Here is a 16,144-nt window from a genome sequence, read left to right on the forward strand (position 1 = left end):
CGGGAACACACTCGGCGGCATGACCCGCACCCGACGGGGTACCGATGAGGAATGCCCCTCGCCCGAAACCTCGCCGACGCCACCATCGTCATCACCGGAGCGTCCAGCGGCATCGGCACCGCGACCGCGTACGCCCTGGCGCGTCACGGCAGCACCGTGGTGCTGGCCGCGCGCTCCGAGCCGGCTCTGCGCGAGGTGGCCCGGCACTGTCGTGAGCTGGGCGGTCGCACCCTGGTGGTGCCCACCGACGTGACGGACGCGGACGCGATGCGCCGGCTCGCCGCGACCGCGGTGGCGGAGTTCGGCCGGCTCGACGCCTGGATCAACAACGCCGCCGTCGGCACCATCGGGTTGTTCGACGAGATCCCGGTGGCGGAGTTCCGCCGGGTGCTGGAGGTCAACCTGCTCGGTACGGCGAACGGCATCCGGGCGGCGCTGCCGCACCTCAGCGCGGCCGGTGGCGGCGTCGTGGTCAACAACGCCTCGGTGCTGGCCGAGGTGGCGATGCCGTACCAGTCCCCGTACAACGCCGCCAAACACGCCGTGCGGGGACTGTCCGACACGGTTCGCCAGGAACTACGGGCCACCGGCCGGGGATCGGTCTCGATCTGCACCGTGCTGCCGGCCACCATCGACACCCCGTTCTTCCGGCACGCCGCCAACCACAGCGGCCGGCAGGTGCTGCCGCCACCACCGGTCTATCCGCCGGAGGTGGTCGCGGAGACGATCGTGCGGTTGCTCAGGCGACCCCGCCGGGAGGCGTACGCCGGTGGTGCCGCCCGCCTGATCGGCATGCAGTGGCGGCTGGCGCCGGCACTGGCCGAACGGGTCCTCGGCTGGTACGGCCGGTACACCCAGTTCGGGCCGTCGCCGACGGCCGACACCACCGGCAACGTCTTCCGTGCCGACGCCGCGGCGAGCACCGACGGCGGCTGGCACGGCCGGCGGCGCCAACTGGTCCGGATCTCCGCCGCGTTCGGGCTGGCCGCCGCCGGTACCGCCGTCGGCACCGCCGCCGCGCTGGCCCGGCGGCTGGCCCGCTGAGGACGGGGTGACCTCGCCCGGCCGGGTCGGTTACGGCGGGAGGGCAGCGGGTAGTGGTCAGTCATGCGCGACGACGAGTACCCGACCCCCGTGTCCGATCCCGAGGCCGACGGCCTGCCCGACACCGCCGACGACGACTCGACGGCCGGGGACGACGTGCTGACCGGCCGGGAGGCGGATGGCCCGGCACCGGCTCAGCTGCCCGGTGACCGGACGCCGGTGGCGGTCGACGAGTTCGGCACCACCGCCGAGGAGCAGCTCGACGGGGAGTCGCTGGACTACAAGCTCAGCCGGGAACGGTTCGAGCTGCCGGTCGACGACCCGCTGGCCGGTCCGGTCGATCCGGACATCGCGGCCGAGGCGGACAGCCGGGAGCAGGCGGCGCAGGCGCAGCTCGACGCCGACGTGATCGATCCGGGCCCCACCTCCGACCCGAACTCCCCGGTCTCCCTCTACGACCACGACCGGCTGGGCACCAGTGCGGACGCCACCGTGGGCCGGCTGGTCGAACCGGACGAGGGGGCGCACACCGATCAGGAGACCGATTCGATCGCGTACGACGCGGGGGCCGCCGGTGGCGGAGCCAGCGCCGAGGAACTGGCCGTGCACGAGACCCGGCCGCCGCACTCGGTCTGACCAGCCGGCGCCGGCGTTCAGTCGTCCAGGCCGCGTTCGATCGCGTACCGGGTCAGCTCGACCCGGTTGTGCAGCTGAAGCTTGCCGAGCGTGTTCTGCACGTGGTTCTGCACCGTACGGTGCGACAGCCCGAGGCGCTCGGCGATCTGCCGGTACGACATCCCCTTGGCCACCAGGCGCAGCACCTCGGTCTCCCGGTCGGTGAGCCGGGGTGCCGCCTCCCGGGCCCCGGCCGCCGCGTGGTCGCCGCCGGCGGCCAGTCGGCGGTACTCGCCGAGGACCAGCCCGGCCAGGCCGGGCGTGAAGACGGGCTCGCCCGCCGCGGTGCGCCGCACCGCCGCCAGAAACTCCGCCAGCCCGGCGGATTTCAGCAGGTAGCCGGTGGCACCGGCCGTCACCGCGTCGAGCACGCCCTGCTGCTCACCGCTGGCCGAGAGCATGAGCACCCGCACTCCGGGGTGCGCCGCTCGCAGTCCGTGGATCACCTCGACGCCGGAGATGTCCGGCAGTTGCAGGTCGAGCACCACCACGTCGGGACGGGCCGCGGCGACCACCCGGATCGCCTGGCGGCCCTCGCCACAACTGGCCACCACCTCGTGACCGGCCTCGGTCAGGTCGCGGGCCACCCCTTCCCGCCACATCGGGTGATCGTCCACGACCATCACGCGTACGCCGTTCACGGTTGCCTCCTCGGCACGGTGAGTTCCACCTCGGTGCCGGCGCCCGGCGTCGAGCTGATCCGGGCGGTACCACCCAGGTCGGTCAGCCGACCCCGGATGGCCTGGGCGACGCCCAGCCGCCCCTGGGCCGCCGCCTCGGCCAGGCGTTCGGGCGGGAAACCCGGCCCCTCGTCCCGGATCGACACGGTGACCCCCGACCCCTCGTCCTCGACCAGCATCCAGGCCCGACCGCCGCCGTGCCGGGCCACGTTGTCCAGCGCCGCGGCGACGGCCGCCGCCAACTCGCGGGCCACCACCGCAGGCAGCGGCACCGGGCCCGCCGGTGCGGACAGCGAGACGGTGGCCGAGGCGAGCCGGCCGAGCAGGGTGCGCAGATCCACCGACGCGTCGGCGGCACCGACCGGGGCCGCTGCCGCACCGGAGATCAGCGACCGCAGCGCCACCTCCTGCTCGCCGGCCAGCCGGGCCAGCTCGCCCGCCTCCCCGTCAAGGTGGGCACCACGCCGCTGGACCAGGGCGAGCACCTGGAGCACCGAGTCGTGGATGTCTCGGGCCAACCGTTCCCGCTCCCGGGTGGCGGCCTCCAGCTCGACCGCCCGGTGCAGCCGTTCCCCGGCGGTCACCGTGAGCCGGGCGACGTGCCCGACCACCACGCCGGCCAGCAGCATCAGGATCGCGCCGTTGAACGCGCTCGGGGTGACCATGCCCCGGGTGCTCAGGTCGGTCGCGCCGAGCACCAGTGCCGCGACCGTGCCGCGTCGCCGCCCACCGGCGACCGCCCAGGCCAGCACCGGCCCGCTCAGCCAGGCCACCGGAAGGGTCGGCAGCCCGGCGTCGAGCGCCGGTCGGCCCATCACCCACGGGGTGGCCAGCAGGATCGCCACCACCACGCCCAGATCGGTCAGGAGCAGTGGCCAGCCGCGCCGGGCCGGGACCGCGTACCCGATGGCGGTGACGCCGGTCCAGACCGCCATGACCAGCACCAACGCTCCGGCGGCGAGGGGATGGGCGTAGCGGTCCCCGTCGCGGATCAACACCACGCAGACGTACGCCAGGGACGCCACCCGGAAGACCGCGACGGCCCGCCAGAGCGGCACCGCGAAACCACCGGCAGCAGGCACGTGCGCCACGATGCCACAGGCCGCCGCGCCCTCCGGCGGCCGATGCACCTTCAACAACCCTGACGTACGGTGGTAAAAGCCGCGTAAAACTCTGCGATCTCTGTCGGGACGGGGCCATGACGAACGCAGGATCTCCCCCACCGCGTACGGTGGTGCCCATCGAACACGCCCTTCTGATCGCCGACGCCTTCGACCAGGCCCAGGTGACCGAGCTGCGACACTCGGTCGCCGCCTGCGCGGGCGCCGCCGGGCTGCGCGACGAGCGACTGGACGACTACGTGCTCGCCGTGAACGAGCTGATCACCAACGCGGTCCGGCACGGCGGCGGTCGGGGCTGGCTGCGGCTGTGGAAAGAGCCCGGCCTGGTGTTGTGCGAGGTCGCCGACCACGGTCCCGGCATCAGCACGCAGGAGCTCGGCAACCGCAACCGACCCGCGCCCGACACGGCCGGCGGCTGGGGTCTCTGGCTGGCCCGCGAGCTGACCGACTCGATGGACGTGGAGACCGGATCGGCCGGCACCACGGTACGCATCATCAGCGCGACCGCCCCCGCCGAGCAGCACATCGGCCGCCACCGCAGCGGCGAGTAGCCGCGGCGGGCCCTACCAGCGGTTGCCGGTCAGCTTCTCGTAGACATCCACGTAACGGGCCCGGGTGGCGTCGACCACGTCGGCGGGCACCTCGGGTGCCGGATGCCGCTTGTCCCACCCGCTGCGCGCCGCCCAGTCCCGCACGTACTGCTTGTCGTAGGAGAACTGGGCACGTCCGGGCTGGTAGGACTCGGCCGGCCAGAACCGGGACGAGTCCGGGGTGAGCAGCTCGTCGCCGAGGACCAGGGTGCCGTCCGGCGCCCAGCCAAGCTCGATCTTGGTGTCGGCGACCAGGATGCCCCGGTCGGCGGCCAGTTCGGCGCCGCGGCAGTACACGTCGATGGTCACCTGCCGCAACCGGTCGGCGGTCTGGGCGCCGACCTTGTCGGCCACCTCGGCGAAGGTCATCGGCTCGTCGTGCTCACCCACCGGCGCCTTGGTGGACGGCGTGAAGATCGGCTCGGGCAGGATGGACGCCTCCACCAGCCCGCGCGGCAGGTCGACACCGGAGACCTTCCCGGTGTTCTCGTACTCCTTCAGGCCGCCGCCGGTGAGGAAGCCGCGGGCGACGCACTCGACCGGGACCATCTCCAGCCGGCGGCACCGGATCGCCCGGCCGGCGAACTCCGGCGGCACGTCGGTCGCCGAGATCACGTGGTTGGGCACCAGGTCGGCCAACTGCTCGAACCACCACAGCGACAGCGCGGTGAGCAGCTTGCCCTTGTCCGGGATCGGGGTCGGCAGGACCACGTCGTAGACGGAGATGCGGTCGGAGGCGACCAGGATCAGGTCATCGCCCTCGGCGTAGACGTCCCTCACCTTGCCCGAGTGCAGAAGTTCCACGCGGACAAGTAGACCACGCGCGGAGCGTACCGCCGCTGGCGGTACGCAGCGGGACCGCCAGCGCGCGAGCGGTCCCGCCGGAACCGGCTGCCCGGGGCCGGTCAGCGCCGACGGCGGGTCATCCGGATCACCAGGAGGACGATCACGGCCACCACCGCCAGGCAGCAGAGCAGGCTCAGGAAGCCGAAGACGCCGAAGCCGCGCCCGCGCCGTCGAGCCGCCTCCACCACCAGTTCGCCGGTGCCGGTCGACGCCCACGCCGCGACCGGAACGAAGACCGTCAGCACGACCGTGCCCAGGAGCGTGCCGAGCCGCCCCCACCACCTACCAAAGGAAGACATGCGCTCATCCTTGCCGAGAGGTGCAACCCCGGCCGCCCGAACGACCGCGCGTGTGGGGACGGCGCCGGACGACGACAGCGGCCCCGGACGAATCCGGGGCCGCTGTCGTAGCAGTAGCGGGGACAGGATTTGAACCTGCGACCTCTGGGTTATGAGCCCAGCGAGCTACCGAGCTGCTCCACCCCGCGTCGGTAGGACCAGCCTACCCCATCGGTGATCGCCCTCATCGGCAGCCCCACCCGTCTCGCCCCGGACGGTTGCCGGTACCGAGCGGACGGCCCGGTAGAACGCGCGGGCAGCCCGGACCACGGCCCAGCGGGCCGAGGATCGGCGAACAAAGGAAAAGGCCCCGGAGAAACTCCGGGGCCTTTTCGCGCAGTAGCGGGGACAGGATTTGAACCTGCGACCTCTGGGTTATGAGCCCAGCGAGCTACCGAGCTGCTCCACCCCGCGTCGGTAGATCCACCGTAGCGCACCACCCCCGCTGCCCGCAAAACGACCCACGGAACGCCTCGTGCCACCGCACGGCCGCGCCGATCTCCGGTCGGCGTTCGGGCGGGTCGCCCCAGGGACACGGTGCGGCCCGCGACCCCAAGCTAGGAACGCCGGGTCGCGGGCCGCATCGCGTCTGTCGGTCAGCCGGTGGGCGAGGGGCTGGCGGACGGGGCCGGCGGGCTCGGCGTGCCGTTGCCGCCCGACGCCTGCTGTGCCTGCTGGAACGCGGTGAGCGCCTCGTCCAGCGCCGCCAGCGCACGACCGTACCGCTCGAAGTCGCCGGAAGCCTGCGCGGCCCGCACCTCGGTGATCGCGGCCCGTACCCGCTCGGCGGCCGCACCGAGTTCGCCGGTGAGCGGCGGAGCGTCGCCCGGCGACGGGGTGGCCGACGGCGACGGCGGCGGCTCCTCGCCCTCGGGCGGCGGCTCCTCACCTCCGGCCGGCGGCGGGTTACCGGCCGCGGCCTGCTTGCCCTGCTCGACGAGCTGCTTGATGCCGTCGGCGACGTTGTCGGCCAGCACGACGTAGGAACCACCGTCGCCGTACGACATCAGCACCTTCTGCAGCAGCGGGTACGCGTCCTGCTGGTTGCTCTTGACGTAGACCGGCTCGACGTAGAGCATCCCGTTGCCGAAGGGCAGCGACAGCAGGTTGCCGTACTGCACCTGGGCCTGGTTGGAGGAGAGCAGGTTCAGTTGCTGCCGGATGGTGGCGTTGGTGTTCGTCATCCGCTGGTGCACCTGCACCGGTCCGGAGATCGCCGTCTGGTCCGGCAGCTCCAGCACCTGCAACGTGGGCCTGCCGTCCTGGTACGACCCGGAGATCAGCGCGGCCAGGTTCTGCCGTCCGTTGGGGGTGACCGCGCTGGTCAGCTGGAACCGCGGCGCGTCCTGACCGGGGAACTGCGTGTAGAGGTAGTACGGCGGCTGCTTCTGCCCGCTGTCCGGCGCGTCCGGCACGTTCGGCACCTGCCAGAAGTCCTGGCCGGAGTAGAAGTCGCCGGGGTTGGTGACGTGGAACCGGGTGAGCAGGTTCCGCTGCACCTTGAACAGGTCGGCCGGGTACCGGAAGTGGGCGGCCAGCGTCGGTGGGATCTCGGCGCGGGGTGTGATGAGATCCCCGCCGAACGCCTTGTTCCACGCCTTGAGCACCGGGTCGTTCTCGTCGAACTCGTAGAGGACGACGGTGCCGTCGTACGCGTCGACGGTCGCCTTGACCGAGTTGCGGATGTAGTTGACGTTCTCCCGGGCCAGCTGGATGGTGCCCCGCCCGGTCAGCTCGTCGGTGGTCTCCTGCTGGAGGTTGACCCGCTCCGCGTACGGGTAGGTCGCGGCGGTGGTGTAACCGTCGACGATCCACTGCACCCGGCCGTCGACCAGGGCGGGGTACGGGTCACCGTCCAGGGTGAGGAACGGCGCGACCTTCTCCACCCGGTCCCGGGGGTTACGCACGTAGAGCAGCTTGGAGTTGTCGTTGACCGCCTCGGAGAGCAGGAAGTTCGCCTCCTGCTCCTTGATCGAGTAGAGCAGGCGCCGGGTGAACGAGCCGATCTCGACGCCGCCGGACCCGGTGTAGGTGTAGTACGACTCGGGCCCCGCACCGTCGTCGCCGCCCTCGCCGGCCGGGCGGTCGAACTCGGCCGGGTTGGCGTCCTCGCTCGGCTTGCCGACGATGGCGTAGTCACCGGCCGCCATCCGCTCGCCGTAGTAGATCCGGGGCTGGCTCGCCGGGATCAGGTCGGTCGGCGCCGCGCAGGACTCCTGCGACCGCTCGCCGAGCGAACCGGAGACGAAGAACGGCTGCCCACCACAGACCACCCGGTTCGCGGGCGCGGCCACCACCCCGTAGCCGTGGGTGTAGACGGTGTGCCGGTTGATCCAGTTGCTCTGCTGATCGGTCAGCTCGCCGTAGTTGATCTCACGTACGCCGACCACGTAGTCCTGGGTCGCGCCGTTGAGCGTGTACCTGTCGATGTCGAGCTTGGGGCCGAAGTCGTAGAAGCCACGGACCTGCTGGAGCTGGGTGTAGGTCTCGCTCACCAGCTGCGGGTCCAGCAGTCGGACGTTCGGCACCACCGACGTGTCGGTGGCCAGGCTCTCCGGTGGGTTCAGGTTGCTCGCCGAGTACGCCGAACTCTGAGTGATGTCCAGCCCGAACGACGCGCGCGTGGCGTCGATGCTGCGCTGGATGTACGGCGCCTCCTTGTCCCGGGCGCTGGGCTTGACCTCGAAGGTCTGCACCGCCCACGGGTAGATGCCGCCGATCGCCACCGCGGAGACGCCGAGCAGGGCCAACGAGATGCCCGGCCAGACCAGGTTCCGCATCCAGGCGTTGGAGAAGATGATGATCGCGATCGCCACCACCACGGAGATGTAGGCGAGGATCTCCTTGGCCGGCAGCAGGGCGTTGATGTCGGCGTAGCCGGCGCCGTAGACGTTCACGCCGTCGTTGTACTCCAACAGCATCGCCCGCCGGTCCAGCACGTACGCGACGGCCTTGAGCAGGACGAAGACCGCGACCAGCGTGCTCAGGTGAGCCCGGGCGGCGTTGCTCATCCGGTCGCCGACGCCCTGCAGGCGTACCCCGCCGAACAGGTAGTGCACGGCCAGCGCGCCGAGCAGCGCCAGGACCACCGCGGTGAAGCCGAGCCCCAGCAGGAACCGCCAGAACGGCAACTGGAAGACGTAGAAACCGACGTCGACGCCGAACTCAGGATCGTCCACGCCGAAGTCGCCGCCGTGCAGGAAGAGCAGCCACTGGTTCCAGCGGCTCTGCGCCGACAGGCCGGCGAAGAGGCCGACGACGGCGGCGACCGCCGTGATCCACAGGCCCAGACGGGGACCGAGCAGCATCCGGTACCGCTCCAGGGTGGCCTGCTCCGGCGAGTGGGGCCGCATCCGTGGACGCAACCGTTGCGCGAGCCAGAGGTTGCCGCCGACGATCGCCGCCATCGCCAGACCCGCGCCCAGGAAGAGCAGCAGCCGGGTGACCAGCACACCCCGGAAGACCTCGGTGTAGTCGACCTCGGAGAACCAGAGCCAGTCCGTCCAGGCCTGCACTCCCCAGCCGAGCAGGGTGAACAGCACGAACACCCCGATCAGGACCCCGATCGTGACGCGTCCGCGTCGGCTCATCCTCGGCAGGGGGCTGCTGCTACGCATGACCACTGTTGGCTCCGCACGCTCGTTATGATCGGCTCCGACCAGGCACCCAGAGTACGGGGTGTTCCTGAAAGCGTGAGCGCAAGGTCATGCCGCGCGGATCAGCAGTACGTCGGCTCGCCCCCGGAACGCAGCGTCTCCAGCGCGTCCAACGCCTCGTCGAGCGAGCCCACCTTGACCAACGGCAGGTCCGGCTGCCGGTTACGCACCGCCTCGGCGCAGTTGGCCGCCGGCACCAGGAACGTGGTCGCGCCGGCCTGCTTCGCGCCGACCAGTTTCTGCGGGATCCCGCCGATCGGGCCGACCTGCCCGGCGTCGTCGATGGTGCCGGTGCCGGCGATGATCCGACCGCCGGTCAGGTCGTCCGGGGTCAGCTTGTCGATGATGCCCAGGGCGAACATCAACCCCGCGCTCGGGCCACCGATGTCCTTCAGATCGAAGGAGAGGGTGAACGGGTGCGGCTGCTGCTGCTCGATCTCGACGCCGATCCGGGGCCGACCGTCCTGCTCCTGACTGGTGATGGTGTCGGTCCGCGCGGCGCCGTCCCGGGTGTACCCGATCCGCAGCGCCGTGCCCGCCGGCTTGGCCCGGATCAGGTCGGTCAGCCGGGAGGCGAACGGCACCGGTTCACCGTCGACCGAGGTGACCACGTCACCGGGGCGCAGCACCCCGGCCGACGGCCCGTCGGCGGCGACCGTCTTGACCACGACCTGCACCTCGTACCCGAGTTCCCGCAGCGCGGCGGTCTCCGCGCTGGTCTGCGAGACCTGGAAGTCCTCGGCGTTGCGCTGTTCCACCTCTTCCTGGGTCTCCCCCGGCGGGTAGACCAGTTCCCGCGGCACCACGGCCTGTTCGTCGGAGAGCCAGCCCTGGATGGCCGAGCGGAGCTTGACGCCGGGCTGCACCCCCACCGTCGTCAGCCGCAGCTGGCCGGCGGAGGTCGAGGTCTCCCGGCCGGTGACCTGGATGACCTCCTTGCCGTCGGCCTGGCCCAGTGTGTCGACGGTCGGGCCGGGACCGAGCACCACGTACGGCACGGGCGCGCCGAGCACCCCGATGCTGAGCAGTGCGGTGAGCAGGGCACCGAGCAGGACGGTCAGGCCGCGACGTCTCATGCGGCAGAGCGTACCGATCCCGCTCGCGGCGTCCGGCCGGCACGAGGCACGACTTCGCCCTCAGCGCAACCGCGGTGGCGGCGACCCGGGGCCGGGCGCGCGTACCGTAGACGTCGTGCCTGATATTCCGTTCGGTTTCGCGCTACCGGGTGGGCAGCCGCCCGACCCCAACGACCCTGCGCAGATGCAGCAGTTCATGTCGCAGTTGCAGCACCTGCTCTCCGCGTCGGGCAGCGGGCCGGTCAACTGGGACCTGGCCCGTCAGGTGGCGGCCAGTCAGCTCGCCGCGGCGGGCGACCCGGCGGTCTCCCCCTACGAGCGCCACGCGGTGGAGGAGGCGCTGCGCATCGCCGACCTCTGGCTGGAGCCGGCCTCCGCGCTGCCCTCGGGCATCCGGAACACGGTGTCCTGGAACCGCAACGAGTGGATCTTCAAAACGCTCGACGTCTGGCGCAAGCTGTGCGACCCGGTGGCCAGCCGGATGGTCGGCGCGATGGGTGACCTGGTTCCGCCGGAGGCCCGGGCCCAGCTCGGCCCGATGCAGTCGATGGTCGCCACGCTCGGCGGCGCGCTCTTCGGCGGTCAGCTCGGTCAGGCCCTCGGGTCGCTCGCCGCGGAGGTGCTCTCCGCCGGCGACATCGGCCTGCCGCTCGGCCCGGCCGGCACGGCCGCGCTCATCCCCGCCAACATCAAGGCGTACGGCGAGGGACTGGAGCTGCCCGAGGACGAGGTCCGCCTCTACGTGGCCCTGCGGGAGGCGGCGCACCAGCGGCTCTTCGAGCACGTCCCGTGGCTGCGGGGGCACGTCCTCAACGCCGTCGAGACGTACGCCGCCGGCATCCGGGTGAATCGCGAGGCGATCGAGGAGGCGATGGGTCGGGTCGACCCGACCGATCCGGAGTCGATGCAGGCGATCGCCTTGGAGGGCATCTTCACACCGGAGGACAGCCCGACCCAGAAGGCGTCGCTGGCCCGGCTGGAGACGGCCCTCGCCCTGGTGGAGGGCTGGGTCTGCCACGTGGTCGACGGGGCGGCCGCCGGGCGGCTGCCGAACGTCGTGGCGCTGGGCGAGGCGTTCCGCCGCCGCCGGGCGGCCGGCGGGCCGGCCGAGCAGACCTTCGCGGCCCTGGTCGGGTTGGAGCTGCGGCCCCGTCGGCTGCGCGAGGCCGCGGCGCTCTGGGCGGCGCTCACCGAGCACCGGGGAATCGCCGGCCGGGACGCGCTGTGGGGACACCCCGACCTGCTTCCCTCCGACGACGACTTCGCCGACCCGGTGGCCTTCGCCATGGCCGACACCGATCTGATGACCGAGTTGGAGAACTTCGACTTCTCCGCGCCGGGTGGTCCGGAGGAGAAGGCCCCGGGCGAGACGGAGCGCCCCGACGACGCCGATGGCGGCGAGGGCCGCAGCTGATCGGCGGTCGCGGGAACGGTGCGCCGGTGTCAGCCGCTGTGGCCGGCACCGGACAGCAGCGACCGGGTGTGCTCCCACCCGCTCAGTGCCGGATCGAGCCGGGCCAGGTCGGCCGGGCCGCGCAGCCGGTGCCAGGAAGGGGTCACCGCGAGGTCGCCCGGGCGGGGGGCCGCCGCCCGCACCGCCGCCGGCACCGTGGCGTCCAGGTCCAGCGGCGGCAACCAGGACGGCACCGGTAGCCGGGCCGCCACCCCGAGCAGCCCGGGGAGGCCGCCCTCGGCCGGGGCGACGGCGACCGGCCGGCTGGTCAGCGGTCGAAGCAGCTTGCCGACGGTGAGTCCGGGCAGGTCGGGTGCGTCCCCGGCGACGACCGCCACCTGCTCGTAGCGGTCGTCCGTCGCCGGGGTGGGTTCGCCCGCCGGCCCGGCGCCGGGCGACGGGTCCGTGCCGTCTGGGCCGTGGGCGCCGGTCAGGGCGGCGAATACCGCGTTCGGGCTCGGCTCGGGCACCTCGTACACCCTCGTGCCGGGCCAGATCACCGCGTCGGCCAGCCAGCGGTCGGCTGGCGTGACCGCCACCGCGGTGTCCACCTCGTTGAGCATGGCGAGCAGATCCACCACGTCCTCGGCGAGCGCGCTGCGCCACCGCACCGGGTCGACACCGGGTGGTGCCCAGGCGATCGGCGCGAGCAGCGCCACCACCACACGTCGGGCCATTCACCGACCCTACCGCTGCGGCACCTCGGTACTCAGGGGGTGCCGGCGACGGCCGCCACGCCCTCCAGGTAGCCACGCGCCCGTTCGGTCTTCGGGTACCTGCCGACCAGCGCCCAGAACTGTGCGTTGTGACTGGACACGATGAGGTGCACCAGCTCGTGCAGCAGCACGTAGTCGATCACCCAGTCCGGCATCTCCTGGAGGCGGTGGGACAACCGGATCGAGCGGTCCGCCGGGGTGCAGGAGCCCCACCGCCCGTTCTGGTTGCTCACCCACCGGACGCTGGCCGGCAGCGCCTGGTCGCCGTACTCGGTGAGATAGAGCTTGATCAACCGGCCGGCGCGGGCCAGCAGTTCCGCGTCGGAGCGGACCAGGCGCCCCTCGCGGGCCGCCAGCCGGGCGAGCATCCGGTCGACCCATTCGCTTTCCTCGGCCCGGGAGAACTGATCGGGAATGAGGACCACGACCCGCTCCCCGTCGCGGTAGGCGGACACCGTGCGTCGCCGGCGCTGGCTGCGCCGTACCTCGACGACCGGCTTCCGCGGCCCAGCCATCAGTGGACCGCGCAGCCTCGGTTTGCTGTCACGTTGGCAAGCTAATGCGTTGTGACCAGGGGTCCGCAAGAGTCAACCCCCCGACACGCGTCCGGAAAATGGGGATTGGTCGCCAGGAGTCCAGAAAAATTTCTTGCCAAACCCGGGGTGGCCGTCACGGTCACCCTTCGTGGTGGCCGGGGAGGTGTCACACCCGGACCGACCAACACGGTAAGTGATCATCGTCGGGAAGCCCAAATCAGGGTCGCGCACCCGGCTCGGCGGCACCACCAGCGCAATTGCGGGGTACCGGTCGGCGTGTCCCCGGCAAACTGACCGATCTAACCCAATTCGACGTGCACACTCTCGACGTCGCCTTGCTCACAGTGGCAATGCGCAGCTGACATGGAACCGCCCACACCTGGGTAGGGTCCGCCAACCAGCGGTCACGTAGGTGGCCGCCGGACAGGACCGGCGCCGGACGCCCTGAGCGACCGCCACCGGAGACCCACCGGGTCGTTATCGACCGGTGGACGACACGAGGAGGGCACACCGTGGCCGACCAGGCCCAGACCTACAACGGTTACTGCGTCAAGTGCAAGGAGAAGCGGGACTTCGAGGGCCGTGTCGAGGTCTCGAAGACCGGCATGAACATGGCCAAGGGCAAGTGTCCGGTATGTGGCACAACAGTGAACCGCATCCTGGGCAAGGCGAAGGTCTGACGAACACGTACCGGGACGGGGGGTGGCCGGTGGCCACCCCCCGTCCGCATGCACGGTGACTGTCGGCCCACCGACAGCACCACTCGCTGGCTGTGGATAACTCGCCGAATCCTGTGGACAACCCAGGATCTGGGTCCAGCCACCTGTGGACAACGATCGACGGAACGCGCGGAAGCGGTCACTATTCGTGTCCATGACGCGAACCGCCGAACGTCCGCCGTCGCCCCGTCCCTGTCTACTACCGGGACTCGCCCGTCTCTGGCGCGACCGGCACACCCTCCAGCTCGGCCTCGGCCGAGAGCGGGCGGTCCTGATCGAGGTGGCCGACCCCCGGGCGGTCCGGCTACTCGACCTGCTCGACGGCACCCGCAGCGAGCGGCAGGTGCTGGCCGGGACGGACGTCCGACCGGACCACGCCCGTGCCCTGCTCGACGCCCTGCGCACCGCCGGTCTGGTGGTGCCGGCGCACACCCTCCTGCCCCGGGATCTCACCGGACCTCGACGGACCCGGCTCGCCGCCGAGGCCAGCGCGCTGGCGATGGCGACCGCCCGACTTCCGGGCACCCCCGCTCAGCTGCTCCGACGCCGCTTGGCGGCCCGAGTGACGATCACCGGCGGCGGTCCGCTCGGTCCCGCCATCGCGGTCGCGCTGGCCCAGGCGGGCGTCGGTCACGTCCACCCCGACCTGCCCGGAGCGGTCCGCCCGCTCGACCTCGTCGGCACCGGGATCGTCGCCACCGAGATCGGGCGTCCGCTCGACGCCGCGACCCGGGCAGCGATCCAGCGGGCCGCCCCGGGCACCGGCACCGGCCCCCTGCGGCGACCCCGTCCTGACCTGGTGGTGCAACTCGGCTCCGACCGGCCGGCCGCGCTGCTGGCCGCGGGCCATGCCCAACGGCGACAACCGCACCTGCTGGTGGACGTCCACGAGGGGGTTCCGACGGTCGGCCCGCTGGTCCGTCCGCCGGTCGGTCCCTGCCTGCGTTGTCGCGACCTGCACCGGGCCGACCGGGATCCCGGCTGGCCGGCGCTCGCGGCCCAACTCGCCAGCAGCCCGCCCGCCGCGGCCTGCGCCGTGAGTCTCGTGCTGGCCGCGACCGGGTACGCCGTCGGCGAGGCACTGAGCCAGCTCGACGGCGGTACCCCGGAAACCCTCGGCGGGTCGGTCGAGGTGGTGGCCCCGGGCACCCTCCGGCGACGCTACTGGCCGCCGCACCCGCGCTGCCGGTGTGGCGGGTGAGCGGGTGCACAGGTGGCGCGGGTACGGCTGACGGCAGCAGCGGGCCGGCCTGGTCGGTAACAATGAGCAAGTGACCGACATCCCGCGCCGGGCCGTGTCCCGCACCGCCAAGCTCGCCGCTCTGCCGCTCGGCTTCGCCGGCCGGACCGTCCTCGGCATGGGAAAGCGCGTCACCGGGCTCGCCTCCGACGTGATCTCCGCCGAGATCCAGCAACGCACGGCCGAGCAGTTGTTCAGCGTCCTCGGCCAGCTCAAGGGTGGGGCGATGAAGTTCGGTCAGGCGCTGTCGGTGTTCGAGGCCGCCCTTCCGGAGGAGATCGCCGCGCCCTACCGGCAGGCGCTCACCAAACTTCAGGAGGCCGCGCCGCCGCTGCCTGCCGCCAGCGTGCACAAGGTGTTGGCCGAGCAGCTGGGACCGGCGTGGCGGGACCGGTTCGTGAGCTTCGACGACTCCCCGGCCGCCGCGGCGAGCATCGGGCAGGTGCACCGGGCGGTGTGGCGGCTGCCGGACGGCACCGGCCGGAACGTCGCCGTGAAGATCCAGTATCCCGGCGCGGGCGACGCCCTCCTCGCCGACCTCAAGCAGCTCTCCCGGCTGGGGGGCATGTTCCGGGCCATCCAGCCCGGGCTGGACATCAAGCCCCTCCTGGTCGAGCTGCGGGAGCGGATCACCGAGGAGCTGGACTACGAGTTGGAGGCGGAGTCACAGCAAGCCTTCGCCGCCGGGTACGCCGACGATCCGGAGATCTACGTGCCGGAGGTCTTCCACGCCTCGCCTCGGGTCCTGGTCACCGAGTGGATAACGGGCACCCCGTTGGCCGACATCATCCGGTCCGGCACCGAGGAGCAGCGCGACGAAGCAGGTCGGTTGATGGCCACCCTGCACCTCTCCGCGCCGGCGCGGACCGGGCTGCTGCACGCCGACCCACATCCGGGAAACTTCCGCCTGCTGCCCGACGGCCGACTCGGCGTGATCGACTTCGGGGCGGTGGCGCGGATGCCGGACGGTACGCCGGAACCGATCGGGCGCATCGCCGGGCTGGCCCTGCGCGGTGACGCCGACGAGGTGGAGGCCGGATTGCGGGCCGAGGGCTTCGTCAGTGGCGCGGAGCCGATCGACGCCCACGCGCTGCTGGAGTTCCTACGGCCGATGCTGGAGCCGATCGCCGCCGACGAGTTCCGGTTCACCCGGGCCTGGCTGCGGGCCGAAGCCACCCGGCTGGCCAGCCCGCGCTCCCCGGCGTACCAGTTCAGCCGGCAGCTCAACCTGCCGCCGTCCTACCTGCTCATCCACCGGGTGACGCTCGGGTCGATCGGGGTGCTGTGTCAACTGGAGGCCAAGGCGCCCTACCGGGGCATCCTGGAGCGCTGGTTGCCGGGATTCGCCCCGGTCGGCTGACCCGGACACGACGACGGCGGGCGGGGACCACATCGGTCCCCGCCCGCCGTTTGCGGTGTTCGTCCTACAGAACGCCCAGCTCGCGGGCCGACCG

The 16,144-nt window shown here is 72.1% G+C and carries 14 protein-coding genes, 2 tRNA genes and 2 pseudogenes; 7 read left to right on the forward strand and 11 right to left on the reverse strand.

Annotated elements, in window-relative coordinates; genetic code table 11:
- Positions 1 to 51 precede the first annotated feature (51 nt).
- A complete protein-coding gene (locus O7605_RS05215) occupies positions 52 to 1,044 on the forward strand; it encodes an SDR family oxidoreductase (RefSeq protein ID WP_269738156.1) in 993 nt (330 codons plus the stop codon).
- A 63-nt stretch (positions 1,045 to 1,107) separates the two neighbouring features.
- Positions 1,108 to 1,680, forward strand: a complete 573-nt coding sequence (locus O7605_RS05220) for a DUF5709 domain-containing protein (RefSeq protein WP_164447735.1) — start codon at positions 1,108 to 1,110, stop codon at positions 1,678 to 1,680.
- A gap of 17 nt (positions 1,681 to 1,697) precedes the next feature.
- On the opposite strand, the gene O7605_RS05225 is transcribed toward O7605_RS05220, so the two are convergent.
- Both O7605_RS05225 and macS read right to left on the reverse strand, forming a co-directional pair.
- On the reverse strand, positions 1,698 to 2,342 hold the full coding sequence (locus O7605_RS05225) for a response regulator (RefSeq protein WP_269738718.1): 645 nt from the start codon (positions 2,340 to 2,342) through the stop codon (positions 1,698 to 1,700).
- 14 nt (positions 2,343 to 2,356) lie between these two features.
- Positions 2,357 to 3,529: a MacS family sensor histidine kinase gene (macS, locus tag O7605_RS05230; protein ID WP_443083872.1), complete on the reverse strand. Its 1,173-nt coding sequence runs from the start codon at positions 3,527 to 3,529 to the stop codon at positions 2,357 to 2,359.
- Between the two features lie 68 nt (positions 3,530 to 3,597).
- On the opposite strand from macS, the gene O7605_RS05235 reads away from it, so the two are divergent.
- Positions 3,598 to 4,071 carry an ATP-binding protein gene (locus O7605_RS05235; protein ID WP_269738157.1) on the forward strand — a complete coding sequence of 158 codons (474 nt, stop codon included), beginning with the start codon at positions 3,598 to 3,600 and terminating at the stop codon, positions 4,069 to 4,071.
- A 12-nt stretch (positions 4,072 to 4,083) separates the two neighbouring features.
- On the opposite strand, the gene O7605_RS05240 is transcribed toward O7605_RS05235, so the two are convergent.
- The 6 genes from O7605_RS05240 to O7605_RS05265 form a co-directional block, all read right to left on the reverse strand.
- The gene (locus tag O7605_RS05240) at positions 4,084 to 4,914 is read right to left on the reverse strand and encodes a phosphoribosylaminoimidazolesuccinocarboxamide synthase (RefSeq protein ID WP_269738158.1); all 831 of its coding nucleotides are present in this window, start codon (positions 4,912 to 4,914) and stop codon (positions 4,084 to 4,086) included.
- Between the two features lie 101 nt (positions 4,915 to 5,015).
- Positions 5,016 to 5,255, reverse strand: coding sequence for a hypothetical protein (locus O7605_RS05245; protein ID WP_139233146.1), 240 nt, complete (start codon positions 5,253 to 5,255; stop codon positions 5,016 to 5,018).
- A 114-nt stretch (positions 5,256 to 5,369) separates the two neighbouring features.
- Positions 5,370 to 5,443: transfer RNA gene (locus tag O7605_RS05250), tRNA-Met, on the reverse strand.
- A gap of 191 nt (positions 5,444 to 5,634) precedes the next feature.
- A tRNA-Met gene (locus O7605_RS05255) sits at positions 5,635 to 5,708 on the reverse strand.
- Between the two features lie 182 nt (positions 5,709 to 5,890).
- A complete protein-coding gene (locus tag O7605_RS05260) occupies positions 5,891 to 8,911 on the reverse strand; it encodes a UPF0182 family membrane protein (protein WP_269738720.1) in 3,021 nt (1,006 codons plus the stop codon).
- A gap of 101 nt (positions 8,912 to 9,012) precedes the next feature.
- Positions 9,013 to 10,026, reverse strand: coding sequence for a YlbL family protein (locus tag O7605_RS05265; protein WP_269738159.1), 1,014 nt, complete (start codon positions 10,024 to 10,026; stop codon positions 9,013 to 9,015).
- Positions 10,027 to 10,141: 115 nt separating this feature from the next.
- On the opposite strand from O7605_RS05265, the gene O7605_RS05270 reads away from it, so the two are divergent.
- Complete coding sequence (locus O7605_RS05270; RefSeq protein WP_269738160.1) at positions 10,142 to 11,440, forward strand: zinc-dependent metalloprotease; 1,299 nt, start codon at positions 10,142 to 10,144, stop codon at positions 11,438 to 11,440.
- 29 nt (positions 11,441 to 11,469) lie between these two features.
- On the opposite strand, the pseudogene O7605_RS32080 reads toward O7605_RS05270, so the two are convergent.
- From O7605_RS32080 to O7605_RS05280, 3 genes and pseudogenes are all read right to left on the reverse strand, one after another.
- Positions 11,470 to 11,826: pseudogene (locus O7605_RS32080) on the reverse strand (hypothetical protein); the annotation flags it as partial.
- A gap of 110 nt (positions 11,827 to 11,936) precedes the next feature.
- Positions 11,937 to 12,156: pseudogene (locus O7605_RS32085) on the reverse strand (hypothetical protein); the annotation flags it as partial.
- A 32-nt stretch (positions 12,157 to 12,188) separates the two neighbouring features.
- Positions 12,189 to 12,710, reverse strand: a complete 522-nt coding sequence (locus tag O7605_RS05280; RefSeq protein WP_269738162.1) for a M48 metallopeptidase family protein — start codon at positions 12,708 to 12,710, stop codon at positions 12,189 to 12,191.
- 533 nt (positions 12,711 to 13,243) lie between these two features.
- Between O7605_RS05280 and O7605_RS05285 the strand changes: the two genes are divergently transcribed.
- From O7605_RS05285 to O7605_RS05295, 3 genes are all read left to right on the forward strand, one after another.
- Complete coding sequence (locus tag O7605_RS05285) at positions 13,244 to 13,411, forward strand: DUF5679 domain-containing protein (RefSeq protein ID WP_012014940.1); 168 nt, start codon at positions 13,244 to 13,246, stop codon at positions 13,409 to 13,411.
- 193 nt (positions 13,412 to 13,604) lie between these two features.
- The gene (locus O7605_RS05290) at positions 13,605 to 14,651 is read left to right on the forward strand and encodes a hypothetical protein (protein ID WP_269738163.1); all 1,047 of its coding nucleotides are present in this window, start codon (positions 13,605 to 13,607) and stop codon (positions 14,649 to 14,651) included.
- A 70-nt stretch (positions 14,652 to 14,721) separates the two neighbouring features.
- Positions 14,722 to 16,050 carry an ABC1 kinase family protein gene (locus O7605_RS05295; protein ID WP_269738164.1) on the forward strand — a complete coding sequence of 443 codons (1,329 nt, stop codon included), beginning with the start codon at positions 14,722 to 14,724 and terminating at the stop codon, positions 16,048 to 16,050.
- The last annotated feature ends 94 nt before the right edge of the window (positions 16,051 to 16,144 follow it).

The sequence above is a fragment of the Verrucosispora sp. WMMA2121 genome (assembly GCF_027460185.1).
GTDB classification, from domain to species: domain Bacteria; phylum Actinomycetota; class Actinomycetes; order Mycobacteriales; family Micromonosporaceae; genus Micromonospora; species Micromonospora palythoicola.

Coding starts and splice junctions, on each gene's coding strand:
- O7605_RS05235 (WP_269738157.1), top strand. CDS start 3,598: ATGACGAACGCAGGATCTCCCCCACCGCGTACGGTGGTGCCCATCGAA.
- O7605_RS05220 (WP_164447735.1), top strand. CDS start 1,108: ATGCGCGACGACGAGTACCCGACCCCCGTGTCCGATCCCGAGGCCGAC.
- O7605_RS05280 (WP_269738162.1), bottom strand. CDS start 12,710: ATGGCTGGGCCGCGGAAGCCGGTCGTCGAGGTACGGCGCAGCCAGCGC.
- O7605_RS05260 (WP_269738720.1), bottom strand. CDS start 8,911: ATGCGTAGCAGCAGCCCCCTGCCGAGGATGAGCCGACGCGGACGCGTC.
- O7605_RS05265 (WP_269738159.1), bottom strand. CDS start 10,026: ATGAGACGTCGCGGCCTGACCGTCCTGCTCGGTGCCCTGCTCACCGCA.
- O7605_RS05225 (WP_269738718.1), bottom strand. CDS start 2,342: ATGGTCGTGGACGATCACCCGATGTGGCGGGAAGGGGTGGCCCGCGAC.
- O7605_RS05290 (WP_269738163.1), top strand. CDS start 13,605: ATGACGCGAACCGCCGAACGTCCGCCGTCGCCCCGTCCCTGTCTACTA.
- O7605_RS05215 (WP_269738156.1), top strand. CDS start 52: ATGCCCCTCGCCCGAAACCTCGCCGACGCCACCATCGTCATCACCGGA.
- O7605_RS05245 (WP_139233146.1), bottom strand. CDS start 5,255: ATGTCTTCCTTTGGTAGGTGGTGGGGGCGGCTCGGCACGCTCCTGGGC.